The 25,295-nt window shown below is 51.0% G+C and carries 18 protein-coding genes and 1 pseudogene; 11 read left to right on the forward strand and 8 right to left on the reverse strand.

The window, feature by feature from the left end:
- From CIK92_RS12905 to CIK92_RS14265, 3 genes are all read left to right on the forward strand, one after another.
- A partial coding sequence (locus tag CIK92_RS12905; RefSeq protein WP_094389342.1) for a helix-turn-helix domain-containing protein occupies positions 1 to 368 on the forward strand: 368 nt, incomplete at its 5' end.
- The gene (locus tag CIK92_RS12910) at positions 278 to 1,393 is read left to right on the forward strand and encodes an IS3 family transposase (RefSeq protein WP_254046103.1); all 1,116 of its coding nucleotides are present in this window, start codon (positions 278 to 280) and stop codon (positions 1,391 to 1,393) included. The genes CIK92_RS12905 and CIK92_RS12910, both read left to right, overlap by 91 nt.
- Before the next feature lie 268 nt (positions 1,394 to 1,661).
- Positions 1,662 to 1,964 (forward strand): hypothetical protein, encoded by a 303-nt coding sequence (locus CIK92_RS14265; protein ID WP_094389351.1) that lies wholly within the window; start codon positions 1,662 to 1,664, stop codon positions 1,962 to 1,964.
- 264 nt (positions 1,965 to 2,228) lie between these two features.
- Here the strand turns inward: CIK92_RS14265 and CIK92_RS12920 are convergent, their stop codons facing one another.
- The gene (locus tag CIK92_RS12920; RefSeq protein WP_094389343.1) at positions 2,229 to 4,499 is read right to left on the reverse strand and encodes a family 20 glycosylhydrolase; all 2,271 of its coding nucleotides are present in this window, start codon (positions 4,497 to 4,499) and stop codon (positions 2,229 to 2,231) included.
- A 351-nt stretch (positions 4,500 to 4,850) separates the two neighbouring features.
- Between CIK92_RS12920 and CIK92_RS12925 the strand changes: the two genes are divergently transcribed.
- Both CIK92_RS12925 and CIK92_RS12930 read left to right on the forward strand, forming a co-directional pair.
- The gene (locus tag CIK92_RS12925; protein ID WP_158214803.1) at positions 4,851 to 6,830 is read left to right on the forward strand and encodes a DUF3857 domain-containing protein; all 1,980 of its coding nucleotides are present in this window, start codon (positions 4,851 to 4,853) and stop codon (positions 6,828 to 6,830) included.
- The gene (locus CIK92_RS12930) at positions 6,827 to 8,695 is read left to right on the forward strand and encodes a transglutaminase family protein (RefSeq protein ID WP_094389345.1); all 1,869 of its coding nucleotides are present in this window, start codon (positions 6,827 to 6,829) and stop codon (positions 8,693 to 8,695) included. The genes CIK92_RS12925 and CIK92_RS12930 overlap by 4 nt, the downstream gene beginning before the upstream one ends.
- Positions 8,696 to 8,855: 160 nt before the next feature.
- Here CIK92_RS12930 and CIK92_RS12935 read toward each other — a convergent pair whose 3' ends face one another.
- The 6 genes from CIK92_RS12935 to CIK92_RS13860 form a co-directional block, all read right to left on the reverse strand.
- Complete coding sequence (locus CIK92_RS12935) at positions 8,856 to 9,875, reverse strand: BT_3987 domain-containing protein (protein WP_094387071.1); 1,020 nt, start codon at positions 9,873 to 9,875, stop codon at positions 8,856 to 8,858.
- Between the two features lie 19 nt (positions 9,876 to 9,894).
- A complete protein-coding gene (locus tag CIK92_RS12940; protein WP_094389346.1) occupies positions 9,895 to 11,133 on the reverse strand; it encodes a BT_3987 domain-containing protein in 1,239 nt (412 codons plus the stop codon).
- Between the two features lie 32 nt (positions 11,134 to 11,165).
- Positions 11,166 to 12,140, reverse strand: a complete 975-nt coding sequence (locus tag CIK92_RS12945) for a glycoside hydrolase family 18 (RefSeq protein WP_254046105.1) — start codon at positions 12,138 to 12,140, stop codon at positions 11,166 to 11,168.
- Positions 12,141 to 12,172: 32 nt separating this feature from the next.
- Positions 12,173 to 13,792 (reverse strand): RagB/SusD family nutrient uptake outer membrane protein, encoded by a 1,620-nt coding sequence (locus CIK92_RS12950; RefSeq protein WP_094387073.1) that lies wholly within the window; start codon positions 13,790 to 13,792, stop codon positions 12,173 to 12,175.
- A 17-nt stretch (positions 13,793 to 13,809) separates the two neighbouring features.
- Positions 13,810 to 16,899 carry a SusC/RagA family TonB-linked outer membrane protein gene (locus CIK92_RS12955; protein ID WP_158214804.1) on the reverse strand — a complete coding sequence of 1,030 codons (3,090 nt, stop codon included), beginning with the start codon at positions 16,897 to 16,899 and terminating at the stop codon, positions 13,810 to 13,812.
- Positions 16,900 to 17,282: 383 nt separating this feature from the next.
- On the reverse strand, positions 17,283 to 17,423 hold the full coding sequence (locus CIK92_RS13860; protein ID WP_158214805.1) for a hypothetical protein: 141 nt from the start codon (positions 17,421 to 17,423) through the stop codon (positions 17,283 to 17,285).
- 378 nt (positions 17,424 to 17,801) lie between these two features.
- On the opposite strand from CIK92_RS13860, the gene CIK92_RS13865 reads away from it, so the two are divergent.
- Positions 17,802 to 18,134, forward strand: a complete 333-nt coding sequence (locus CIK92_RS13865; protein ID WP_158214806.1) for a hypothetical protein — start codon at positions 17,802 to 17,804, stop codon at positions 18,132 to 18,134.
- 50 nt (positions 18,135 to 18,184) lie between these two features.
- On the opposite strand, the pseudogene CIK92_RS14155 reads toward CIK92_RS13865, so the two are convergent.
- Positions 18,185 to 18,316, reverse strand: a pseudogene (locus tag CIK92_RS14155) (IS982 family transposase); the annotation flags it as partial.
- 143 nt (positions 18,317 to 18,459) lie between these two features.
- Between CIK92_RS14155 and CIK92_RS12965 the strand changes: the two are divergent.
- The 5 genes from CIK92_RS12965 to CIK92_RS12985 all read left to right on the forward strand — a co-directional run bounded on the left by CIK92_RS12965 (position 18,460) and on the right by CIK92_RS12985 (position 25,278).
- Entirely contained in the window at positions 18,460 to 19,092 is a 633-nt protein-coding gene (locus tag CIK92_RS12965; protein WP_094389348.1) for a DUF3575 domain-containing protein, read from the forward strand.
- Positions 19,093 to 19,112: 20 nt separating this feature from the next.
- Positions 19,113 to 20,447, forward strand: coding sequence for a hypothetical protein (locus CIK92_RS12970; RefSeq protein ID WP_144008180.1), 1,335 nt, complete (start codon positions 19,113 to 19,115; stop codon positions 20,445 to 20,447).
- A 35-nt stretch (positions 20,448 to 20,482) separates the two neighbouring features.
- Positions 20,483 to 22,411 carry a hypothetical protein gene (locus CIK92_RS12975; protein WP_094389349.1) on the forward strand — a complete coding sequence of 643 codons (1,929 nt, stop codon included), beginning with the start codon at positions 20,483 to 20,485 and terminating at the stop codon, positions 22,409 to 22,411.
- A 198-nt stretch (positions 22,412 to 22,609) separates the two neighbouring features.
- Complete coding sequence (locus CIK92_RS12980) at positions 22,610 to 23,635, forward strand: FimB/Mfa2 family fimbrial subunit (RefSeq protein WP_094423065.1); 1,026 nt, start codon at positions 22,610 to 22,612, stop codon at positions 23,633 to 23,635.
- A gap of 260 nt (positions 23,636 to 23,895) precedes the next feature.
- A complete protein-coding gene (locus CIK92_RS12985; protein ID WP_094387079.1) occupies positions 23,896 to 25,278 on the forward strand; it encodes a hypothetical protein in 1,383 nt (460 codons plus the stop codon).
- Positions 25,279 to 25,295 lie beyond the last annotated feature (17 nt).

Raw genomic sequence — 25,295 nt, forward strand, 5'->3', positions numbered from 1 at the left:
TGCACGCACATCTGGTAAATGGAGTCAGTAAGGCAGAATTAGCAAGAGTTTTTGGCATCAGACGTGAGACTATTTGGAGATGGATTAGTACCTTTGCAGAAGGAAGCCAGCCTGTAGGTAAGCCTAAAGGTGTCTGCTCCCGAGCAAAAGAGTATTCAAATCTAAATCCCAAGCCTATGCCTCAAAAGACCGCCAGTCGATTGGAGACTCCGGAAGAAGAACTCGCACGCCTCAGACGCGAGAACGCGGAGCTCCAGGAAGCATTGAAGATGGCAGAATGGTCAAATCATGCCAAGGACGTGATGATAGACCTCGCCGAGAAAACCTTCAACATTCCAATAAGAAAAAAATCTGGTGCCAAACAGTAAAGGAGCTTGCCACAGAGAAGGTCAAAGGCCAGACCATGGGCCTTCTCTGTCGGCTGTTTGGCAAGAGCTGGCAGGCTTATTACCAGCACAAGGACACATCGGCGAAACAGCGCCTGACAGAAGAGATGGTCGTGGAGTTTGTACGAGAAATACGCACCTACGACAGGGGTATAGGAGGTGCGAAGCTGCACGAGATTTATGTCCGCCGTTTTGGGAGTCATTACGCACACATGGTAGGCCGTGACAAAATGATGGACATCATAGCCCGCAACAACCTACAGGTACGCATGCCACGCAAGAAACCACGCACAACCGATTCTGCGCACGGTCTTCCCACATATCCTAACCTTGTCAAGGAAATCATCCCCACACGCAAGAACCAGGTTTGGGTAACAGACATAACCTATGTGCCAATATGGCTGAATGACAACGAATACATATTCTGCTATGTTTCAATCATAACCGATGCATATACCAAAGAAATAATTTCATGGTATGTGGGTGAAAGCCTTGAAGCATGGTGTAGCGTAGAATGTCTTATAAAAGCATTTGACACACTTGCAGAAGAAGACAAGACAGGCCTTATCCATCATTCAGACAGAGGTGTGCAATATGTCAGTGCCGCGTACACATCGCTGCTGCTTGATGCGGGAATCAAGATTAGCATGACGGAAAGTGGTGACCCTAAGGACAACGCAATCGCCGAGCGCATAAACAACACTTTAAAAAATGAACTGTTCAGAGATATCAAATTCCATTCTATAGCCGAAGTAAGAAAAGCAATGCATAAAGCCGTCGAATTCTATAACAACGAGCGTCCTCATATGAGTCTTAATAATATGACACCACATGAGGCTGCTTTATGCAAGGGCAAAATACAGAAAAAATGGACTAGCTACAGAGAAAAATATCTTGAAAATTTGGAAGTGTCAGAAGGATCGACTACTTTTGCAGCACAAACACTGGAAATGATTGAGTCCGTATCAAAAGACAATACTCAACTTTCAATAGGGTTAAGAGAATAAATTCAACCTTGACTAGGGTTAAGTAAAAAAACAATCAACTTATAGTCGGGTTAATGTAAAATCCATTCAACTTTTTTCAGGAAGGTACAGGGCGAGCATATCAATTGAGGTAACGCCTACGGCTAATCGCAACACTTACAGCGTTGCCACATTAGTGGGGCAGCTACCCAGGGTAGCGTGCTTCGCCCGCAACCCTGGGCTATGAAATCGCAACTCCTACAGAGTTGCTGCAGGGTGCTTTCCGGCTGTCAACCAATTACACCGCCGCATCGACCACGCACACCGCCGCGCCAACCAAACACACCGCCGCATCAACCACGCACACCGCCGCATCAACCACGCACACCGCCGCACCAACCACGCACATCGCCGCGCCAACCACGCTCACCGCCATGCCAACCAAACACACCGCCGCACCAACCACACACGACACCATGCCAACCAAACACACCGCCGCACCAACCACAGTTGGTGGCTCGTATCAATAGGTACGAGGCCGCGCGTCATTTGTTACGAGCCCGCGTATCATAAGGCACGAGGTCACGTATCTTATGATACGAGCCGACGATGACAATCACGGTGCTTCCAAACACATGGTTTACAATGGCTATAGGACGCCTCCGCACGAAGGGGATGGAGCGCGGGGAAATCGGGAGGCTGGCAAAACGGGAACGTAGGGCGCTGCCCACAATACGGGGGACCACCACGCCACATGCCTCCCTCACCACAAGGCATCAAAAAAATATCCGCAATGCCTGGGGTGATGGCATTGCGGACAATGGAGTCGGTAGTAACGGGCGTCACGTGGCGCCTGTACTATATAATAAGGTAAGCCTTAGTGGCAGAAACGCACCTGGACATCGTTGCCTTTGTCGTCCATGACGCGCAGACGCAGCTGACCACCGTTGTGGTCGAAGTAGCGGGCATAGATGGGGTGGAGACCGCGGCGCATGGCGTGCTGGCCGATGATTTCGCGCGGGCTGTGCTCGCCATCATTGTCTGCTACCATCGTATCGTCTATCTTCAGATAGCTGCCGTCGTCAGAGAGCAGGGCGAAGGTATAGATGCCGTCGGCGGGGATGTCGATATATCCGTTGAAGATAAGTCCGATATTGCCCTTTGCCTCGGCGGGTATCTGGATGCCGGTGGTAACATAGGTGCCGTTGAGCGCAGCCTGGTCTATGCCGGCACAGTCGCGTCCGTCGTAGTCGTGCCATGCCACCTGCAGTCCTTCCTTCAGACTGTCGGCGGTCACAGCCGGTGCCAGGTCTTCCTTGACATAGCTGCACTTCACCATATCACCCTTGCGGTTGTCGGGGCCGAAGGTGCGGAAGGTGAAATGCGTGGTCTCGGTGATGGTCATCGGTCCGGCATAGAGCTGTGCGTTGACGCCGGGTATGCTACCGTCGGTGGTGTAGCGTATGGTGGCCGAGGGGTCGGCACACTTGACATCGACCACGCCCTTGTCGGTGAAGACATTGACATTATAGAAGCCAGTGAGGTCGGGTATGCGATAGGTGACACCCATCTTCTGCAGACGGGGCAGATGGGCGACGAGGCGGCTGGTGAAGTTGTCGATATTCATGGTCTGGGGCTTGCTCCATCCCAGCTCGGCGGTGGCTATCACACGTGGGAACGCCTGATACCACACGCGGTTCATCGTGGGCACCCATTCGGTCCAGAGGTTGGCCTGCACACCCAGCACCAGCTGCTGCTCCTTGGCGTCGAGTCCCTTGACGGGGTCAAAGCGGTAGATGGCGGGGATGGAGTTGCGGTCTTCCTGATAGTCGATGTAGAACTCGGAGTTGGGCGAGCATATCAGCGCATTGCCATGCGAGGTGGTCTGCTTGGGCGAGTCGGCAGCCCATGAGCGCCACCACATCACGGCCGAGTTGGCGGTGAGTCCGCCGGCGATAATCTCGTCCCAGCCTATCATGGTCTTGCCGTGGGCGGTGAAGAAGTCCTCCATATAGTGGTTGAACCATGCCTGCAGCTGTGGCTCGGTCGTGAGGTGATGGTCCTTCATACGCTTCTGGCAGTCGGGGCAGGTCTTCCAGTTTTTCATGTCGACCTCGTCGCCGCCGATGTGTACGTAGCGCGATGGAAAGAGGTCGAAGACCTCGCTCCACACGTTCTTGCAGAACTCGAGCATGGTGTCCTTGCCCGGGCACATAGGCGTGGTGAAGAGCTTGCCCCATCCCGTCTGCTTGAAGCACGACAGTCCGTCGTAGTTGTCGATGGCCATCAGGCTGTGGCCGGGCATATCTATCTCGGGGATAATCTCGATGCCACGCACCTGGGCATAAGCCACGATGTCGCGCACCTGCTGCTGGGTGTAGAAGCCACCATAGAGGGTGCGTCCCTTATCATCGCGGCGCGTACGGGCAACAGGAACCTGCAGGTCGGGTGCATCTTCCTCGGCGGCACGCTTCATGCACACGGTATCCTGGTTGTTGTAGATGCGCCATGCACCACGCTCGGTGAGGAGTGGATAGCGCTTAATCTCGATGCGCCATCCCTGGTCGTCGGTGAGGTGCCAGTGCATCTTGTCTATCTTGTAGAGCGCCAGCACGTCAAGCAGCTTGTAGACCTCGTCGACGGTAAAGAAGTGGCGGGAGCAGTCGAGCTCCATGCCACGCCACTCGAAGCGTGGCGCGTCGGTGATGGTCACACAGGGCACCGTCCACGTGCGTGCCACCACCTGCTGTGACTCGATGTCGTCGGGCAGCAGCTGGCGCAGGGTGGCTATGGCGTTGATGACGCCACGGTAGGTGTCGCCCTCGATGGTCACTCCCTTGCCGGTGACGCTGAGGCGATAGGCACCGGCATTGCCCTCATTGGCAAGGGTAAGGCGGATGTCGCCCTTGCCATTTTTGACGGCAAAGCGATAGCCCGTGGCGCGGCTGAGCATCTGGCTGAGATACTCGGCGGCAGGCCGCAGCTGTGCATTGTCGCAACCGATGGTTGCACTCTTCTTGATGGTCCACGCTCCTGTGCCCACCGTCATCTGGTCGGGTACGGGAATGATGGCGGGCTGCTGTGCCATAGCCGTAGCGCCGGCAAACAACAGGCAGCAGACCAATGCTTTCTTTATACTTATCTTCATATCTTTAGGTTTTATGCTACAAAGTTAGCACAAACGGCGTGAAGAACAAAAGGAAATCAGTCCTTTTTCTTCCGGGATGCACAGATGGACTGCCACAGCCCTGCCCTCACCGACAGAATGTCAACAAAAATCGAGCAAAAACGTAAGAAATATCGCCATGGGCTTGGTCGGTACGACGGTTTGCACTATCTTTGCATAAGATAGGCTGCACCTCGGCCATTAAGCGAGCTTATGGCGTTCGGTTTGCACTATCTTTGCATAAGATAGGCTGCACCTCGGCCATTAAGCGAGCTTATGGCGTTCGGTTTGCACTATCTTTGCAAAATATCATCTAACGCAAATCATTCTACTATGACCAGAAAACCTGTAATCATCATGCTCACAGCCGCCCTGTTGATGTCGGTGGCTGCCTGGGGCCAGAGCCTGCCCAAGTTCAAATTCGGCGAACCCACCATGGAAGAACTGAAGATGACCACCTACGACAAAGACTCATCGGCGGCAGCCGTGGTGCTGCTCAACCTGCGCGATGTGGGCTTTCGCCTCGACGGCGGCGACATCACCGAAGTCACCACCAACCGCTTCCGCATCAAGATACTCAAGGACGCCGGCAAGGACTATGCCAACGTAGACCACGTGCTCTACAACAGCCAGGGCGCCAAGGGCCATGAGAAGATTTTCGGCATCAAGGCAGTCGCCGTTAACCTCGAGAACGGCAAGGTGGTCAAGACCAAGATGAAGAGCGACATGATATTCACCGAGAAGATCGACGAATACCACGACCGCGTCAAGTTTACCATCCCCCAGGCCAAGGTAGGGTCGGTCATCGAGTACGAATACAACGTGAGCAGCGACCTCTACTACCAGATGGACGACTGGAACGCCCAACAACCCATCCCCGTGGTACACGCAAGATATACATCCATCATTCCCGAGTGGCTGCTGTTCAGGTATGAACTGCGCGGACCCGGACTGCTGCAGCCCATCCTGGGCGATGGGCTCGTAGAGCGCAGAGACGTGATACAGACCACCAGCAAGAACTATGTCTATGTGGGCAACAACATGCCTGCCGCCAAAGGCGACGACTACGTGTGGTGCAAGAGAGACTACATCGCCCGCATCACCGCCGAGCTCACAGCCACCAACTTCCCCTATGTGGGCTACAAGGACTTCGGAGAGACCTGGGAGCGCATAGACGAGATGCTGCACAAGGCCGACTGGTTTGGAAGCAAGTTTGGAAGCAAAAGCCCCTACTGTGACGAAATCAAGGAGAAGGGCATAGACAAGATAGCCGACACGGAGCAACGTGCTGCAGCGGTGCTGCGACTGCTCTTCAGCCACCTCAAGTGGAACGAGACGTTCGAGTTGAGCCCACAGTCGATGGCGAAGACCGCCAAGGCGGGCACAGGCTCCAACGCCGACATCAACCTGATAATGGTCAACATGCTGCGCGACGCCGGCATCGAGGCGGTGCCCGTGGTGATGCGCCTACGCAACACCGGCACGCTGCCCGTGACCTACCCCAGCATGGACAAGCTCAACACCTTTGTGGTGGGAATACCCATGGGCGAAGGCAAGATGATGTATGCCGACGCCTCGTCGGAGAAAGGCTTCCTCAACGCGTTCACTCCCTCTCTGTATGTCAACAAGGCGCGCATCCTGAGCAAGCAAGAGGGCGAGAAGTGGGTAGACCTGCAGCTCATAGGCAAAGACACCGAAAGCAATGTAGTGACGGCAGCGATAGACGTCAACGGCGAACTCAAGGGCAAGGTCAAGGCCGTACACCGAGGTACGGGTGCCTATATGTTCCGCTCCCACTATGCGCAAGCCAAGGACGAGAAGGAATATGTGACCGACAAGGAGGAAGACTTCAACATCAGTATAGCCGACTACAAGACCACCGACGCCAAGGAGTTTGGCGACGAGGCGAGCGAGGACTACACCTTTACCCGCAAGGGTGAAGCCACAGACGACCACATCTACATCTCGCCCATCATCTACCCCATGGTCAAGAGCAACCCGTTCACCGACGCCACCCGCCAGATGCCCATAGAGTTTCCATTCATCCATACCGAGCGCAGCCTCTACACCATCACCATCCCCGAGGGTTGGGAGGTAGAGGAACTGCCCAAGAGCGTGAACATCGCTACCCAAGGGCGCGAGATAACGGCACGCATCGTCTGCGGTGTAGCCAACAATGTCATCAAGTGTAACACCATCTTCAAAATCAACAAGGTATTCTTTGCCAACAACCGCTACGACGAGGTGAAGACATTCTTCGCCAACATCGTGGAGCGTAGCAAAGACCTCATAGTACTAAAGAAGAAGCCATGAGAATCATCACGCTTATCGCCGCAGTCACGGCATGGGCTGCCGCGGCATGGGCAGAACCCACAGCACAGATACGCAAGCAGACAGTGCACATCGACGTAATCTCGCAGAGCGAATACCGCATGACCGAGCACACCGAGGTGGTGATATACAAGGAGACCATGAGCCAGCTGGCCAACTTCTACACCACGCTCGACAAGTCGGAGAAGATTGAACGCTTCGCCTGCGTGGTCGAAGGGGTAAACAGCAAGTTCAACAAGAAATACAAAGCCGGAGACCTGAAGTATTCGGAGTACTCGGGAGACATGGTCACCGACCTGAAGAGCGTGGAACTGAGCATAGACCTGCCTCTCTACCCCATCGTGGTGACCACCGATGTGACCTACCACCGCACGGACAACACCATAAGCTATCCGCCCTTCTTGCCCATACCCGCCTATGACACCGAGGTCAAGGAGGCTACCTACATGATAGACTTCCCGGCATCGATGAACCTGCGCTATGTGGCTATGGACACCGACATGAAGCCCGTGGAGAGCACCACGCCCAAGGGGAAGAAACGCTGGACTTTCACGCTCGCCAACCAGGGAGAGGTGGTCTATGAGGAGTTCAGCAAACCGCTGCTGCAGCAGATTCCCAAAGTGCTCTTCGTGCCAGAAAGACTTGATTATTACGGCACACAGGGCAGCATGAAGTCGTGGGAAGAGTTTGGACTGTGGATCAACAGCCTCTGCCAGGGCATGGACGTGCTGCCCGACGACGCCCGGGCCAAGGTGCACGAGCTCACCGACACCTGTACCACCGACTGGGACAAGGTGAGGGTGCTCTACAACCTGCTGCGCCGCCACACCCGCTATGTGAGCATCCAGCTGGGTATAGGCGGCTACCGCCCGCTGGCTGCCGAGTTTGTGTGGCGCAAAGGCTTCGGCGACTGCAAGGCACTGACCAATCTGATGAAGGCCATGCTGGCAGAAGCGGGCGTGGCTTCGACCTATACGCTCATCAGCACCAAGTATGACAGGCTCATCGACCTGCCCAACTTCCAGCAGCTCAACCACGTCATCCTCAAGGTGCCCACCTCCAAAGGGGTGATATGGATGGAGTGTACCAACCCAGAGATACCTCTGGGCTATACCCACGACGACATAGCGGGGCACGAGGCGGTAGAGATAAGCGACAAGGGCGGACACAGGGTCATCCTGCCCGACTATGCCGATACGCTCAATCTGCGCACTACCAAGGTAAAGACCGTTTTCCGCCCCGACGGCACCGGCAGCATAAACATCATCGACAGCTATAGCTGTCATCGCTACACCAGGCTCTATGGCTGGCTCAAGAAGAGCGAGAAAGACTGCATCAATGCGGCTGCGAGAGCTTACAGTCTGCCCTTTGGCAACATAAAGCGGGCTGTGGCGAGGATGGGCTACCGCAAGGGCGAGGGCGGGCGTGGTCTCCTGCCCCTCATCTCAGCCTCGGTCGAGGCCGACCAGGTGCAGATAGCCACCAGCACGCGTGCCCGCCTCTTTGCCACCATCAACCCGCTGCACAGCAACTTTGTCCCGAGCCACATAGCGCGCGACCGCAAGCACGAGATCTACATAGACCAAGGCTTCAAGAACGTGGAGATTATCGAGATGACGCTGCCCGAGGGATGTATGTTAGAAGCCACGCCCAAGCCGGTAAGCATAAGCAACGAGATAGGCTCCTTCACATCGACCGTAAGCGTAGAGGGGCGCACCGTCAAGCAGACCAACACCCTCATCCTGCACCGCGGCACCTATCCCGCCGCCAAGGCACAGCTGCTGGACGACCTCGACAGCGCCGCCGACACAGTCTACAAAGGCAAAGTGATACTCAAGCGCCCATAGAGGGCTGCTGGTTGGGTGGTAGTAACAGTTGCAGCAGCAACAATCAGAACAATCAGAGAGACATTGATAAAAGGGGTGCCTGGTCTTCATATCGACCAGGCACCCCTTAATATTGAACCCCTACGGTCATTAGCCCGTTAGGTGTATTCTTGCTTATCTATCAGTTGGCTACATATACGCCTAATTCGGCAAGACTTGATACTGAAGAAGAGCCACTCTCAATAGAGAGGCGTATGTAGCGTGCTGACACACCACCATAGAACGAACAGTACTGGTAACCTCCGTTCTTGGGCATTTCGCTCTCTGTGACGGTACCAGCCTCATCCCAGTTGACACCATCTTTGCTCAACTCAATCTTGACAGCAGAGAAATAGTACTCATCATACCACCATCCGCCATACCAGGACTTGTAGTAGCGTGAGAATCGGAAACCGCTGACAGACTTATTGCCGCCCATATCCACGATGACTACCTTGGTCTTGCCATCATTGCCGTCGGCACGGAGACCAGCGCCATTGGTCAGGTCACCATCAAAGAGTTCGCTGGCGGTAATATCTACACCGCTGTCATACTTAACATTCCAACCAGTATAATCAGTAAGGAGAGTTCCTACAACGTCATCTTTAGAAGAAATATCCTTGACGAGTTTGGTCTCTGTGTTCACGATGAGATAACCTACGCCACGCTCCTCGCTGCCCTTAAGTTCTCCCTCGGCAGAACCTATCTTGACAGCCATCATATAGGCCTTCTCGGTGAGCGAAGCCAGAGCACTCTCATTGAGAGTTACCTTCACGGTATCGCTTGCATCCGTCTTTCCTGCTTCTACCGTGACGTTCTGGTTCTCGAATGTAACGGCAGACTCGGGAAGAGCAACATAAGAAGTGTTATGCTCGGCATTGTAGGCTTCAACCAGGCTGGGATCTGAGACTACATATACCTTGCAATTCTGGCTTGGGGCACGCTGCACTTTTACAGGGAATTCGCCCTTGAGCGAACCGAAGTCACCTACCGGAGTATGAGCAACCGTACCTGTAAAGGTATTGTTGGCGTTAGCCTTGAAGTAAACGAGGTTGTTGGGATTGCCCACCACGTCATATACGGTGTCGCTCGAGCATGATGCCATCGTGATGCCGGCTACTGCCAAGACACCGAGGGCTGCTGATTTGATTATATTTTTCATTGTTACTATCCTCCTTTGATTACTCAGAACACTTGTTGTTTTCGTCTATGCCCCAAGAGATACCCTGATAAGCATCGGTTGTAGCTGAGAGATTACCGCTCTCGTTCTTGTCGCGCACGGTATTCTTCCAGTCCATGTCATAACCGTGGTTAGAAACGTCCTTGATGACATAGCCCTCTGTCTGGTTCATCTTCCAGTAAGCCACGAGACCATCAGAGTTGGGGTCTACGCCACAGAGAGTGGTAGCGATGGTGCTGGGAGAGAGGGCCTTGTTCCACAGACGAATCTCAGCCAGACGACCGCTGAAGTACTGGCTGGCATAGTAGTTACCCCAAGACATACCCAGCTCGAAACGCTGGAAGGGAGTAGACTTGCCTGATACAGACGCATTGGCATCGGGTGAGGGGTTGTCATCTACATACATATTGAAGTCGGAGCCGTTGTAGGTACAGGTCACGAGATACCAGCGACGGGCAGCAAAGTGAGTGGTAGAGAACATACCGCCACCGGGATAAATCCACTGGAGGATGTCGCCACCAGCAGAACCAGACTCACCAAAGCGGAACATATTGGCCATTTCCTCATTGGCACCCTCGATAGCCAGCACACGCTGGATGTTACCGGCATATCCGAAGCCGTTGGCATAGAACTTGAACTGGATGGTGTAGTTGCCCAGGTCTACCTTCTTGCTCTCATCAAAGATGAAGTTGGATGAAGCGGTAGAGGTGTATGACATATGGTGGAAGTTGAGCACACGTGAGATGCGGATGAAGAGAGTGCGCGAAGCCTCAACGACATCCAGATTGCCACCAGATACGGCCTTGATGGTAACAGGAATCATGTAGCTGCGTCCCTCGACAAATGACTCGGTGCTTACCACCTTGACAGCAGTGGCTGTAGATACAGCGCTACCAGCCTTGATGGTTACCTCGCTGTTCTCGAGTTCTACACAGTCCAATGGTATGCCATAGTAAGAGCTACCATTCTTAAGGTTGTACTGCGATACCAATGCAGTATCGATGGCGAGTGAAACCTTAACATCACTTTCTACCTTGCTGGTTGCCTGGATAGAGATAGGATACGAAGAAGGGGTATCCTCAACCACAAATTTCTGAACGGGAGTAACCTCGGTACCTACTACCAGAAGTCCGTTCTTGCCATAATCGAAGTCGTCGCCCTCAGCATTACAGCCGGTCAGTACTGTACCGCCTGCCATGAGCAGCAGGGCTGCCGACATTAAACTATACTTGATATTCATTATTGTTTCTGTTTATTGTAGTGTTGATACGTTTATTTATTCAACGCGGGATTCATAATCTGAATGGCCTCACGCAGAGCCTGATAGGGCTGTCCGTTCTTAGACTGGTTGTAGTTGAAACGGGTAGAGTAGCTACCTACACCGCCCTTATGACCCTTTGCGGGCTCCCAGCGGGCATAGTTCCAAATCATGCCACCGTCGGGTTTCTGATGAAACGCCTCGATGTAGAGGTGCTTCTCCTCGGGCCAGCCAGCGGGAGCGCCCATGCCGGTAGCACCCTGGCCGCTATATGCCTGCTTGATGAGGTAGTCGCAATAGGGTTCGCAGTTGTCACCGGGGGACCTACCGAAATAGTCTATCATGAACAGCTTCTCTGCCCACTTGCCTTCGGGACCGAAATACTTGTTGCACTCATCGGCAACGATGTACATAGAGTTGCTGTCCCATCCCTCGTAGTCGAAGTCTACGCCATCGAGACCACATTTTACCACGGTATCGACAGCCCATCGGGCATAGGCACGCAGAGCTTCCTCGCTACGGTCTTCACGCAGGTCTACGATGGTGTTCTGGTCTACATTCATATTCTCGTCACGATACCACACGGCGTGGTTCCAGTTAGAGGCATCGGCATGGAACACAAAGCGTGTACCCAGTTTCTCCTGGCAGTAGCGCATATCAGCGTAAGCCACAGGATGGGTCTCTGGGGTAGGAATACCTATCCAGAGGTTGCAGATATCGAGCGAGTCGGGCAGTCCGACGAGACGCTCGCCCCAAGAGGCGGGGTCCTTGCTACCTTCCACACCCTCGAGAGGTGCCCAGTTCTGATAGTAAACATAGCAGATCTCGTGGTCGCTCTTCTTGTACGCACGGAGATTCTTGTAATATTGCTCGTCATAGGTCTTCAAACCCTGAACGGTATTGGCCTCGGTGTCGGTATCACAGCTTGTGAGACCCCCAAACACCATAGAGGCTACTACGGCAGCGCTGAAAAATATTCTGAATTTCATATTGGTTCTATCTTTAATATACATTATTAATATTAATGTGACTTCTTGTCCCACCAGAGAGTGGTGCCACCGTTGTCGCCGGTACCATTGTTAGACTCGCCGTTGAGTACGCTTACTGCTGAGTTGACAGCAGCGCTGTTGGTGGTGTACTCTGACTGTGGATAAGGCAGTCGGCGTATCTGTACGCTGGTGCTTATCTTGCCATTGCTGTCATTGCGTACCACGGGGAACAGCTTGGGATAACCTGTACGACGGAATTCAGACCATCCTTCAGGGCCATCGGGATACATAGCTATCCACTTCTGGGTGATGATGCGCTCGAGGTTCTTCTCAAAGCCAGCGCTCTCGTCCCAAGCGATGGTGATAGAACTGGGAGAAGCGGCATCGTTGCCGTCGCCGGTCTTGTCTTCATAGGCAGCGGGAGTCAGTTCGTCGTTGGCGAGATAGTTGTCAGCGCCAGAGACGCCAGCCTCCTGGAAAGAGATTTTCACACCAGCCTCATAGAAGTGCTGGGCTGTACCACCCATGTTCCAGCCACGCAGAGCGCCCTCGGCACGGAGGAAGTAGCTCTCGGCAGCTGTCATCCACACGATAGGAGTTGTGGTCTTGTCGATATTGAGCTTGGAAATCTTGGCTCCGGCATAGGCACTGACCTTAGAGCTGATGTTGCCCGTACCACAGCGCACACCATGATAGCCACCGTCGTCGGCAGCAGTCTTGAAGTAGGCGGTACGACGGGGGTCGTTGTAACCGTTCATGTAAGAGTCCATGGCTGCACTCATACGGATTTCACCGGCATTGAAGGTCTCCTGCATATCATAGTTGGGATGATAGTAGTTGAGCTTGCTGTGGAGCAGTTCGGCGTGTTCGTCTACAGCCTCGATGACGCCGATGACATTGTTGATGGATTTTTCAGCCTCGGTTCTGGCGAGGGCTGCATCGGCATAAGCCACACGGATAGCAAGACGCAGACGCAGAGTGTTGGCAAACTTGACCCAGTTCTTGACACTGCCGTCATAGACATTGTCGTAGTCCTGCATCAGAGTAGCACCGGCGCTGGCCAGAGGAGTGAGCACGTCGATGGCATCGTCGAGCTCGGCAAAGAACTTCTTGTACACTTCCTGCTGGCTGTCGAAGGCAGTTCCCAGCGAACCGCTACCATAATTGATATAAGGTATAGGGCCATAGGTGTCGGTGACACGGTGCATAGCCTCAACCTTGATGATGTCTGCCAGAGCCTTGATTTCGGGCTGGTTGCCCTTCTCGGCTGCCTTTACCAGACTCTGCCATGCGGGCATGACGCGAGAGAATGGCTTGGTAAACATCTGCTCATACCATGTCATCTTGTAAGTACCGTTGTGAGAGCCGCTGGCCCAGGTACCGGTCGGACCGATATAGCCTGAATAGAGGTCATGAGAGAGACCCTGACAGACCTGATAGTCAGAAGACTCGTTGCCGGCACCGTCCTTGTAGAGCACCACATTGTTCTGCATCTGGGTGAAGAAGGCACCTGTGCTCAGGTTGTCTTTCTCCATATCTTTGTCGTGAGCCTCATTGGGATTGGTATTGATATCCTCAAACGAGTTGGTACATGCTGTAGCCAAGCTCATGGTAAAGGCTCCTATCAATGTATATTTGATGATTGATTTCATAGTGTATTATCTCCTTGTTAGAATTTAACTTTAACAGAGAAACCTAAGTTGCGGAGGCTTGGCTGCATGAAGTAGTCTACGCCCTGATAGTAGGTTCCTGTGTTGGATGTAAGTTCAGGATCAAATGGAGCCTTGTTGTAGAGCATCCACAGGTTGTGGGCTACAAATGAGAGGTTGAGACCCTTGATCCAGTTGACATACTTGGTGATTGGCACATCATAGCCGAGGCTCAGTTCCTGCAGACGCAGGTTGGTAGCGCTGTAGGTGTACATGGCATCGATGGTCTTGGTGGGGTTACCCACTACCTGATAGTAAGCCTGAGCGGGGATGGGCTTGCCATTGACGATAGCACCACCGTTGTTGCGGGCATCCTGAGAAGCCTTGGAAGCGCCATAGTAGTCGAGGATGGCCTGTGTCTCAGAGACTACCACGCCACCATTGCGGTAAGTGAAGAGGAAGCTGAGGTTGAGACCCTTCCAGCTGAAGCTATTGCCCCAAGAGAGGTTGTAGTTAGGTGTGGCCTTGCCGGCATAAGCATAATACTGGTTGCCGTTGGGGCTGGCCTCTACGGTCTTGGTGTCAGAGTCGACATAGATGGCTCCGTGCTCGTCGGTCTTGAGTGTGCGTACCCAGATGTCGCTCATAGAGCCACCTACCTGCAGACGGTTCTGATAACCTGAAGTGCTGGCGGGATACATCACGTCGAGGTCGTAGAGCTGGCCGTCGATGGGGTTCTTCCATCCGTGGAGCATCTCCTTGATTTCGTTGCGGTTGAGAGTCCAGGTCATATAGGTCTCCCAGTCTACGGGGCCGAGTGGCTGGCTGAAGCGGGCAGAGAGTTCGATACCCTTGTTGTCTACGCGGCCACCGTTGGTCCAGATGCTGGTATAACCGGTAGATGAAGACATAGGCACGTTGAAGAACTGGTCATAGGTAGCCGACTTATAGAGAGTGGCGTTGACCTTCAACTTGTTCTGGAAGAGGACGAAGTCGAGACCCAACTCCCAAGACTTGGTGCGCTCGGGCTTGAGGTCATCATAGAAGACGGTAGTGGTCTCAGGGCGACCGGTAGTGGGGTTGATGGTGTAACCGCCGCGCTTGAGATAAGGATTGTTAGGCTCATTACCTACCTCAGCATAAGAGAGGCGGGTCTTGAAGTAGTTGAGCCACTTGTTGCTCTTGATGACAGGGAAGATGTCGGTCCAGATGCCAGAGATACCGGCAGACCAGTAGAAGAAATTGTCTTCGAGCTTGGATGACCAGTCATTGCGGGCGGTGAGGTCTACATAAGCCATACCCTTGTAGCCTACCTGGGCAGTAGCGAATACGCTCTCCAGACGGGTACGGTAGCCGGCATCCTGATATTTCTTGAAGGTGGCATCGCTGGTCTTCACGTTTTCAAAGGTGAAGATATTGGGGGTACCCAGCAGATGGCCCTCAAAACCGAAAGGCTTGTAGTCGTTCTGGGTATAATTGGTACCCAGCACACCAGACACATTCCATGTCTCATTGCAGAAATACTTGTTGGCCTTGAGGAATGCCTCGGCGTAGAGTGTGGTATAGTCTTCGGTCAGATTCTTGTATGCGCCATACTTAGAGGCATACAACTGGTTGGTAGAAGCGAAGAACTTGTACTCGGAGCGGTTGTGGCTGTTGTCGTACTTCACACGACCGGTCACGTCGAGCCAGCTGTTGATCTTGTAGTTGAGAGAGAGCGAGATCTGATTGCGGGTCTTGTGGTTGATATAGCGCTCGCGCTCAGTCTGCCAGTAGGGGTTCTCCATACTCATATCGTTGGCGTAGGGCCAGTACTGTACTGGGAAGTTGCGGTTGGTATCATAGCGCTCATAGTAGCCGAGCTTGCTGAAGTCGTCGCCTGCGGGGAAGAGGTAGACGGCAACCAGCGGGTTGTGATACTGTCCCTGTGACAGCATGTTCTGCTCCTTGGCGGTAGAGAGCATATAGCTGAAGTCGATGGTCAGCTTGTCGTTCAATGCAGTTGTGGTGTTGCGGAAAGCTACATTGTAACGGTCCAGGTCATTGCTGTGGATGATGCCCTGGGCATTGGTCGAACCCAAAGAGAGATAGGTCTGGTTGTGGTCAGAACCTACAGAGAGGCTTACATTATTAGAGATGTTGGTACCGGTCTGGAAGAAATCTTTAGGGCTATAGCTTGAAGGAGTGGCGAGCTTGCTACCCCAGCTGAAGTAGGAGTTGGCCTCGGTAGGACCATACTGGTTCTGGAACTCGTGCATCACAAAGGGCTCAGAAAACTGGAAGCTGCCGCTGTAGGTAACGTCCATATGACCCTTCTTACCCTTCTTGGTGGTAACGAGGATGACACCGTTGGCGGCGTTGGCACCATAGAGGGCGGCAGCCGAAGGACCGGTGAGCACGTTGATGCTCTCGATGTCATCGGGGTTCATGGTAGACACGGCATCACCTGTCTGGCCGGCACCCTCGAAGATTCCCTCGGGCTGGCTACCCTTGAGGTCATTCATGGGTATACCGTCGATGACATAGAGTACGCCGTTGTTGCCGGTGAGTGACTTGGCACCACGCATAACGACACGGGTAGAACCGCCGACGCCGGCAGAACCAGTAGTAAACTGGACACCGGCTACTTTACCATTGAGAGAGTTGACAAAGTTGGCATCCTTGACTTTTGTTACAGCATCTCCGCCAAGCTGCTGTACGTTGTACGAAAGTGATTTGGCTTCTTTCTTGATACCCAGAGCTGTTACCACAACTTCATTCAGCACCTCGGTATCGGGCTTCATGGTTACTTTGATGCCTTCACCGGCATTGACTTCTACGGTGGAGTAACCCAGATAGGTAATGACAAGTTTACTACCTGCTGGAGCCTTCAATGAGAAGTTACCATCTACGTCGGTTGGCACTGCGGTCTTGGTTCCCTTCAAGGTAACGGTTGCTCCGATGATGGGCTCGCCGTTCTCGTCGAGTACCTGTCCGCTAACCTGCTTTACATTAGCCTGCTGTACAGAGTAGGAGCTGCCTGTGGCTTCCGTAGAAGCGGCACTGACACTCAGAGTACCCATGCACAAGGCTGCAGAAAAGCACAATCTTAACAATTGCTTTTCATTCATAGCGTTGAACATTATTATTTTAAGTTAGACATATAAGAATAGACGTTTAGTGCTAATTCTTCAATTTTTTATAATGAGGTTTTATTGCGTTGGGCTGGTCCTGGACGCGTCCGAGTTTAGCATACGTTGGTTTTATGGCCGCAAATTTAACAAAAAATATAATTCCCGTGCAAATTTTCATGAACTTTTTTTCGCTTTTAACGCAAAATTGTGTGGTCGGAATCGCTGTGTGCGTACACAGCACACAATTCCACCAAGGTCGTGATGAATTTCAGACGTGCATTTAGTGTTTTTTCAATCGTCCTGCAATGGAGAGGTAACGACAGAAGGGATGGAAAAAAGGAGCAGAGATGGCTCTGGGGGCATTTGCAACAATTAACACATCAAGCGCGGTGATTGTTAACAATCATAAACACGCGCGCGGCGGGCGCAGAGATGACTTTGATGCCAAGCGTGATGGTCGGCAAGACGGGCGCAGCTACTTGACGATTGGCAGAGCGCACATTCTGCGTAACGTGCTTCATATTGTATTACAAATACTTATACTTTCACCAACAACAACCACGCCCGAGATGCGGGCGGGAGTCAAAGGCTGGCAGCCAGAGCCATCTCGGCCATGCTGCAGAGGGGAAAAGAGATGCGGAGGGATGACGGCGAAATTAAATATGTTTAACTATATTCTATTAATAGTAATTACTCTATCGCTCGCGTACGCGACGCCTTGCGCCGACACCAGCGCCATTGCGCCCGCAGCCCTCTTGAGGATAATTGCAAGGCGCGAAACAGTCGTTTCGGGGCACGAAATAAGGAAATCATGCTTTGCAATCATTATTTCATGCCCTGAAATCAACATATAGTTGGTAGCGGGCAAGATTGGCGCGGTGGCGGACAGGAGGGTCAGAATGGCGAGCAAGACAGCCGGAGCGGCGGAGAAGCTGAATGGGGGCAGCGGCAAGATGGAGGATATGGCGGTCAAGACGGATGAAGCGGCGAAGAAGTTGAAGACTATCGGCAAAGAGGACGGAGGGTGTGGCGAAGAAGACGGAGGATGTCTGCGACAAATTTGCGCCAATGTCGCAGGTCGTCGGGACAAGGGTTGCGCAACTTTTTGCGCAAGCGGGCGATGTGCAAATGGTCTCAAAATAAACTGCTTGGAATGGCAGAAAACGCGACGATGGCCGCCGTTTTTGCCTAAAAATGCTGCAAAAATGAAAAAAAAAGGACAGAAAGGATAGATTTTACAAATAATCGCATAACTTTGTACATAATTAACGTGAGTTCGACGAAAATGCTTCAAGCAGCGATACCCTGATGAATGAAAGAGAATCATTATCACCATGATTTCCGCCTTTGACATGCGGCTTTCACGCTGGTATTTGCGCTTTCTTTCTGCCTAAAGCGCCAATTTTTTTTTCAATGCATCAAAAACTTTGCAGAAATCATCAGCAATACAAAAAAGTTCAGTAACTTTGCACCGTCAATTTAGGAAAACCGTTGCGTAGCAACTTAATCGACAAATAAACCTGTCGCATCATACCGTAAACCATTACTGGGAGGTCGATGATAAATGAACAGAATAAGGTATTATTAAAAACAGATGCAATGAGCAAATGCAAGACAATAGGGATAAAGGTAATATTGTTGATGTTGTTATTGTTGATGGGTAACACTTCAACCATAAAAGCACAAGGCTTGGCTTTGAAAAGCAACATCCTTTATGACGCCACCACAACTCCCAATGCAGCTATAGAGGTAAGGCTATCCAACAAATGGACAGCCGGGATAAATGTTGCCCTTAACCCATGGTCTTTTTCCGACAACAAGAAACTCAAGCATCTGCTTGTTGCCCCACAACTTCGCTACTGGTTGTGCGAATCATTCTCAGGACATTACTTCGGAGCAAACATAGCTTATGTGCATTATAACGTAAGCGACATCAAGTTTCCCTTTGGACTTTATGGTGGTGTTGACGGTGAGCGCCGACAGGGCGACCTTGCCGCCATAGGTGCATCCTACGGTTATTCGTGGATACTCTCTCCCCATTGGAGTCTTGAGGCTGAGGCGGGTCTCGACCTCGGCTATACCTGGTCTGACAGGTACTACTCCCCTAAGTGCGGCACCTACCTTGGTTCCGACAACAAGTTTCTTGTTCTGCCCAAGTTGGCGTTGAACATAGTGTATATAATAAAATAAGGTAAGGAAAGGATATATTTATGAAAAGATTTTTTCTGATTATCACTCTCACGGTTATGGCATGTATAGATGCCATATCGCAGACGTCACCGCAGATGTCACTGCGTGTTGACGGTGTGGAGCGCGAGGGCAATGGCTACCGTGTCCGCTATTCCTTCACCCTGCCTCAGCCGGCATCCGACTATTCCTATCAGGTGACTCCGCTCTTCACCTGTGGCACCGACACCATCTTTGAGGAGTCAGTCACTGTGCGCGGCAAGCTCAATGCCAAGAAGCTGCGCCGCCGCGTGGTGCTTGGCGACCGCAATGCCACTGTACCCTCGTATGTGCCTTCGGGTATCGACTCAGTCATCACTCGCACCGCCTATCTGCCCACCGACCGCTATCCCTGGGTAGTAGGCTCCACACTTCAGCTCTGCACGTCAGTAGAGGGGGAGGGTTGCTGCGAGGTAAGTCCTGCCGTAGTCCTTTGCTGCGACAGTTTCCTCTGCGAGCGTCCCTTCCATCCCGTGTTCTCCCCGGTTGAGGACAACACCGGCAAGGCGGGCGAGCTACAGCGCAACAATCCCGTGCTTCAGCATATATCCCAGTATCGTCCTTACGACAGCAGCCGCATACTGCGCAAGGAGGAGGGAGCCTTGTATGTCTTCTTCCCCTTGGACAAGTGGACACTGCTGCACGATTTCCGCGACAATGCCGCCACTCTCGACACCATCGTGAGCATCACTCGCCAGATTATGGCTGACTCCACGTCGAGCGTAAAGCTCATACAGATTATCGGTCTTGCCTCGCCCGAGGGAAGCGTGAAGCGCAACAACCTCTTGGGTCAGAACCGTGCTGCCGCCCTGCGCGACTATATCAAGCAGAGGGTAAAGACAGGCAATGCCATGTTTGAGCTATGCAACGGCGGTGAGGCATGGACAGAGCTGCGCGACCAGATTGCCGACAGCAATATAGAGGGACGCGACCAGCTACTCAATATCATCGACACCGAGAAGAACCCCGACGAGCGTGAGCGCAAGATGAAGCGGCTGAACAGGGGAAAGACATATAAATACTTGAAGGACAACGTGCTGAGCGACCAGCGTAATTCAGGATACATCCGCGTATATTACGACTATGTGCCCGATTCAGCCGCTGCGGTAATCAACCGTGCCTCAGAGCTATTGCGTGAGGAGCGATACACGGAGGCACTGACGATGCTTCGCACCGTAGAGTCAGACGAGCGCGCCCAGAACGCCCTCGGTGTAGCCCTCTACATGACGGGCGACAAGCAAGAGGCTCTCTGCCGCTTCCGCCGTGCCGCAGCCTCAGGTAACGAGGATGCCCGCCGCAATGCAGAACAACTTGAATAATCAATTATATACAATATTTAATTATACAAAAAGTTATGAAGAAAATTAATCATTACGTTCTCAACGGTGCGATAGCACTGTTGTCAACCGCAGGTTTCGTAGCCTGCTCGTCCTCCGACGACGTAACAGATGCTCCCGTCAACCCCACGTATGACGGCAAGAGCGTGAAGACCCAGTTTGCGATTAATATCGCAAATGAATCCTCTAAGACAAGGATGACTGCTGAAAATACTCAGAATAGTTCGAATTTCTTAGGAATGGGCAATATCTACTTGATACCGTTTGTGGAAATTCCTACAGAGAGTAAATATGTAGATGGAGCACAAACAGGATCAACCCCTGAAACTTCAAAGGAATATACTTTCCCGTCTGATGTACTGAAGTTAGCTGCTATAAGTAATTCCGAAATAGATAATTCTACAGATAACAAAAATTATAAGATTTATAATGATGTTAGTATTCCTGTCGGAACAAAGAACTTCTTGTTCTATGGCACTGGACCAATGACAGATAAAGTTAAAAACGGAGCATTAACAGTTACTGACATATCTTCTACTTCTGGTAATACCACCAATAAGATAAAGTTCTCTTTGGTGGATATTGCAACTACTGATGGAGCCAATAATACTTTGACAACAGTAAGTGGTGATTTTGCAGCATATCTTACAACAATTGCAAATGCTACAGGATGGGCAGAATTAACATCAAACGATGATGCAACTTTATATCAGGCACGCACTAACTTGATTACCAATCCTTCAAATGGTGGAGTTCGTGGTGTATCTGCTATTGCATTGAAGCAGATTGTTCAAGATATTGTGACATTGGCTTATCCGAAGCAAACTCCTAATGGAGGCACGGAAACTACTGTTAGTAAGGTTGCTGATGCTATATGTACAGCAGTAAAGGCAAAGTATTTCGACATTTCAGAAACAGCAGGATCAAAGGGTAAAGTAGATTGGAAATCAACAGGCGTGGAAAAAACTATTAAAACCTTCCCAAGAGATCTGAATATTCCTGATGGTGCTATGTTGATGACATGGAATAATACAGAAAACAAATTCGAAGCTACAGCTAATCCAAGTATGGGTACTACTACAGGAAGCTCACCATTTATCAATTTCTATAATCTTACTTATCCTGCTTGTATAGCATATCGTGCAAATACACCATTGGCAGCTAAGAATGAAGAGGTGTCAACATGGCCTACTCAATATAGTAGTTGGGAAAGTTATGATTGGACAACACAAGGTTGGGGTCAAGAAGTTCTTGTTACCACACGTTCTATAGCACTTCAGAATAATATTCAGTATGGAGTCGCTCAGTTGGAAGCAACCGTCATAGCTGCATCGAATTTGTTAAATGATAATTCTGATAATAATATGGTTTCTGTAACAGCTAATGCATTCCCTGTGAAAGGAATTTTGATTGGTGGTCAGAAATCTGATGTTAACTGGGAATATTTGCCTAATACGTCTGCTTCAGATAAAGTTGTTTATGACTCGGATATAAATAATATCAATCTTACAACTACAGAAAGTTCTCCATTCTATACACTATTGTTTGATAGTTATACAACTGGTCCAATAGCAAATCAAAATACTATTAGAATAGCGTTGGAGTTAGAGAATAATTCTGGTGCAGATTTCAAAGGTATAGATGGAGTTGTAGCTGCTGGTCAGAGATTCTATCTCTTGGCGGAATTAGATCCAAAGGCATCATCAGGAGTAACTGCTATTTCTTGGCCAAACACTAATCCAAATCGTTTCCCACAGTTTGGAATAGGCCGTACATTTGTTCAGGATTTCAAGACTAAGGTGAAATTTACTGTAAGAACATTGAAGAATGCTTACGTCACAATTCCAGATTTGCGTTCAATCAAACTTAAGCTTGGTCTTTCTGTTGACCTGCAGTGGCAGAGCGGTTTGACATTTGATGTTCCTCTTGGTGGAACTATTAACTAAAGATTTCAAGTATCGGAAGTTAGGAAACCACAGACCTCTCCGCCCCTTTAGGGGACACCTCTCCTAACTTAGGAGAGAAGTTAAGTTACCCAAGACACTTCCGACACTTTAGTAAATTCTGATGGCGTCACGACATCTATTGTCGTGATGCCATTATATCGGTATTAACAACAACAATATCATATATATAATAAGGTAATGAGAAGCAAGTATTGTCTGCTGATGCTGCCCGCTGCGGCGGTGATGCTCTCGTCGTGCTCTATCATCGACGAGGACAACTCCGACTGCGGATTGGACAACAAAATCGTATATCGCCTGAAACTCAGAACAAACATCCAAACCGAACTCGAAACACAGCTCGGCACGGAGGAGGAACGCCCCGTGGCACAAGCACTCAGCTCCTCACTCAGCGGTATATTCACTGACTGGGCACACGACATCTCTCTCTCATTCTATGACACCGACGACAAACTGTATAAAACGGAAAAGCATACGATGGATGCGTCGCAAGCTGAATACGTGGTGTATCTGCCAGAACGTGACTACCGTAATCTCGTTGTGGCAAATATAGCCGACGCTGAAAATATCCGCCCCCTCGATGACACCCATCCCGGTGACATGAAGTTGCAGTATGACAACCTCACCGACACCCTCAACAGCCACACCACCGGTCTCTTCACCGCAAGACAAGTGATAGAGGTGTGCGGCTGCACCGAGACATATTACGTTGACCTGTATATGGCTAACAGCTGCGCCGCTCTTGTGGTGGATACCACGGGTGTGGATATACGCGGCATGAAGGTGTTCACCCAGGACTTCGCCACCTCCTTCGCAGTGGCTGACAGCACCTACGCCTTCACAGCCAATCCCGTGGTGCGCTCAACTGAGATACCTCTCCCCGGTCAGCACCGCACCTGCCATTATGCCGTGAGCTTCCCATCAAGGAACAACACCGTAGCCACCGCTTCCGCCGTCAGTCAAGCCCCGGCAAGGGCAGACTCCCAGGCAGAGTCCCTCTTCCGCATAAAGGCATACATCACCCTCCCCGACGGCTCTGTCACTGAGAACATCATTTCTGTGGAGCAACCCCTCCTCGCCGGTTATCTCAAGATAATAAAGATGAAGATGAAGCACGACGGCTCGCTCACTCCCGAGAGTCACGACGTGGGAGTAAGCGTGACGCTGGACTGGAAGCAAGGGGGGACTTATGAGCCGGAGATATAGTTATTAACTCAACTTTCGCAAGAAAGGATAATAGTTGGTAGTTAAGGAGTTAAGGAGTTAAGGAGTTAAGCCAAATGTTGTTGCGCTTATATCCAATGCTCAATACTAATGGCTTAACTCCCAGCGACCAACGGGAGCGATAACTCCTTAACTCCTTAACTTCCAAAAAGTTGAGCATATGCGAAACTTAAGTTATTAAATAACTCCTCCAAAATAAAATAACAATGAAAATTGATTTGAAAAATATATTATTGACTATAATGATGATACTGGCTGCTGCCTTCGTCACCTCTTGTTCGGATGACGACAGTCTTGCCTCCCGCGGTCTGGAGACCGTGGAGATGCCTATCTCCATCTCTATCCCCGCCGAAGGATTCGTCAATCCCACTGATGTGGGCATAGGCAATGAGGAGCCTGCTTCGACGTTAGCCGTCACCCGCGCCCTTGGAGACCCCGGTGAAGCGGAGACCTTTGCTCTCCCCAAATATCTCTATATATACCTCGTCTCAACCTCTTCCTCTAATTCCACCCAAGTCATATTCAAGAAGCAAGAGGTGAAGTCCGAGGACTGGAAGCTCTCCACTTCCGGAGATAACACCAATGGTCATTTCTCGGCTAAGGATGGCCTCTATGTCTATCAAGGTCATCTCTCCATCAATCTCCCGCTCAACCGCAAGGAAGGCAGGGTGTATGTGGTGGCAAGCAATCTGGACTTGGATGACAGTGGCTCAGCAAACCCGAAATACAAACTCGTGACAGATGTCTCGTCTTGGAGTTCTTCTAAAGAAGTAGAGGATGGAGTTACGTTCACCAACCAGTCTGAATTGCGTAACAATATGCAGAACCTCTACTCCTCGCCATATAACCTCGAAAACGATGGTAATTATTACGGCACCATAAAAGACTATGCCTCTAATGTGCCGCATATCGACATGGTGCTGTATCATGTGGCAACAAAGGTTGACCTGCAATGGACTATCGACGAGAAGTTTCAAGGAACCAAGGCATGGAAGCAGGAGAAAAAGGAATCAAATGGTTCTAAGGATACAATGCGCAGCACGACGGATAACACATCCGAAGACTACAACAAGGTGTTCTTCTCCTTCATCGAGGCGCGACTACTGCCTAAGGAAGAACTGCCAATATTCAAGCCGATGAATGTGATAAAATACAAAAGCACATTCGACGCGGCTTTTCTCGGAGAAGAGAAGTATACGGGAAAAGATCAGCCATATACAGATTCTAAAGGAAACGCCAAAACAAGAAAGGAATACTACCAAGTGCTCCCGGAAGCAGAAAAGTCGGGCATGTACTACGGTCGCAAGGTCATCTATGTGATGCCGGAACTTGTTACCCCAAGTCCTGGAGATTATTATTACGACATTACGTTGAAGATACTGGTGAACAATTACACCACCTCAGAGAAAAAAAAGGATGGATCATATTCTTCCCTTCTCACTGAAGAAGACCATGCCACCACGGGTCATCATGCCCGGATAAAGATAAAGAAGTCAGACCTCAACGGTGCTCCTAAAGGCAGCGACGGCTATCCGATTTTCACCCCATGGATAAGGGCGACAATCCATGTCAACACTGTGAAAGACGTGGAAAACATAGTGAAGTTTACCGATCCAAATAAGTAAATAACATAGATAATAAC

Origin of the sequence: Prevotella sp. P4-67, from assembly GCF_002251325.1 — a bacterium.
GTDB lineage: Bacteria > Bacteroidota > Bacteroidia > Bacteroidales > Bacteroidaceae > Prevotella.

What these genes read in the sequence shown, in the direction of transcription:
- CIK92_RS12910 (WP_254046103.1), top strand. Translation starts at nt 278, where the DNA reads ATGGTCAAATCATGCCAAGGACGTGATGATAGACCTCGCCGAGAAAAC.
- CIK92_RS12920 (WP_094389343.1), bottom strand. Translation starts at nt 4,499, where the DNA reads ATGAAGATAAGTATAAAGAAAGCATTGGTCTGCTGCCTGTTGTTTGCC.
- CIK92_RS12925 (WP_158214803.1), top strand. Translation starts at nt 4,851, where the DNA reads ATGACCAGAAAACCTGTAATCATCATGCTCACAGCCGCCCTGTTGATG.
- CIK92_RS12930 (WP_094389345.1), top strand. Translation starts at nt 6,827, where the DNA reads ATGAGAATCATCACGCTTATCGCCGCAGTCACGGCATGGGCTGCCGCG.
- CIK92_RS12935 (WP_094387071.1), bottom strand. Translation starts at nt 9,875, where the DNA reads ATGAAAAATATAATCAAATCAGCAGCCCTCGGTGTCTTGGCAGTAGCC.
- CIK92_RS12940 (WP_094389346.1), bottom strand. Translation starts at nt 11,133, where the DNA reads ATGAATATCAAGTATAGTTTAATGTCGGCAGCCCTGCTGCTCATGGCA.
- CIK92_RS12945 (WP_254046105.1), bottom strand. Translation starts at nt 12,140, where the DNA reads ATGAAATTCAGAATATTTTTCAGCGCTGCCGTAGTAGCCTCTATGGTG.
- CIK92_RS12950 (WP_094387073.1), bottom strand. Translation starts at nt 13,792, where the DNA reads ATGAAATCAATCATCAAATATACATTGATAGGAGCCTTTACCATGAGC.
- CIK92_RS12955 (WP_158214804.1), bottom strand. Translation starts at nt 16,899, where the DNA reads ATGAATGAAAAGCAATTGTTAAGATTGTGCTTTTCTGCAGCCTTGTGC.
- CIK92_RS13860 (WP_158214805.1), bottom strand. Translation starts at nt 17,423, where the DNA reads ATGAAGCACGTTACGCAGAATGTGCGCTCTGCCAATCGTCAAGTAGCT.
- CIK92_RS13865 (WP_158214806.1), top strand. Translation starts at nt 17,802, where the DNA reads ATGGCGAGCAAGACAGCCGGAGCGGCGGAGAAGCTGAATGGGGGCAGC.
- CIK92_RS12965 (WP_094389348.1), top strand. Translation starts at nt 18,460, where the DNA reads ATGATAAATGAACAGAATAAGGTATTATTAAAAACAGATGCAATGAGC.
- CIK92_RS12970 (WP_144008180.1), top strand. Translation starts at nt 19,113, where the DNA reads ATGAAAAGATTTTTTCTGATTATCACTCTCACGGTTATGGCATGTATA.
- CIK92_RS12975 (WP_094389349.1), top strand. Translation starts at nt 20,483, where the DNA reads ATGAAGAAAATTAATCATTACGTTCTCAACGGTGCGATAGCACTGTTG.
- CIK92_RS12980 (WP_094423065.1), top strand. Translation starts at nt 22,610, where the DNA reads ATGAGAAGCAAGTATTGTCTGCTGATGCTGCCCGCTGCGGCGGTGATG.
- CIK92_RS12985 (WP_094387079.1), top strand. Translation starts at nt 23,896, where the DNA reads ATGATGATACTGGCTGCTGCCTTCGTCACCTCTTGTTCGGATGACGAC.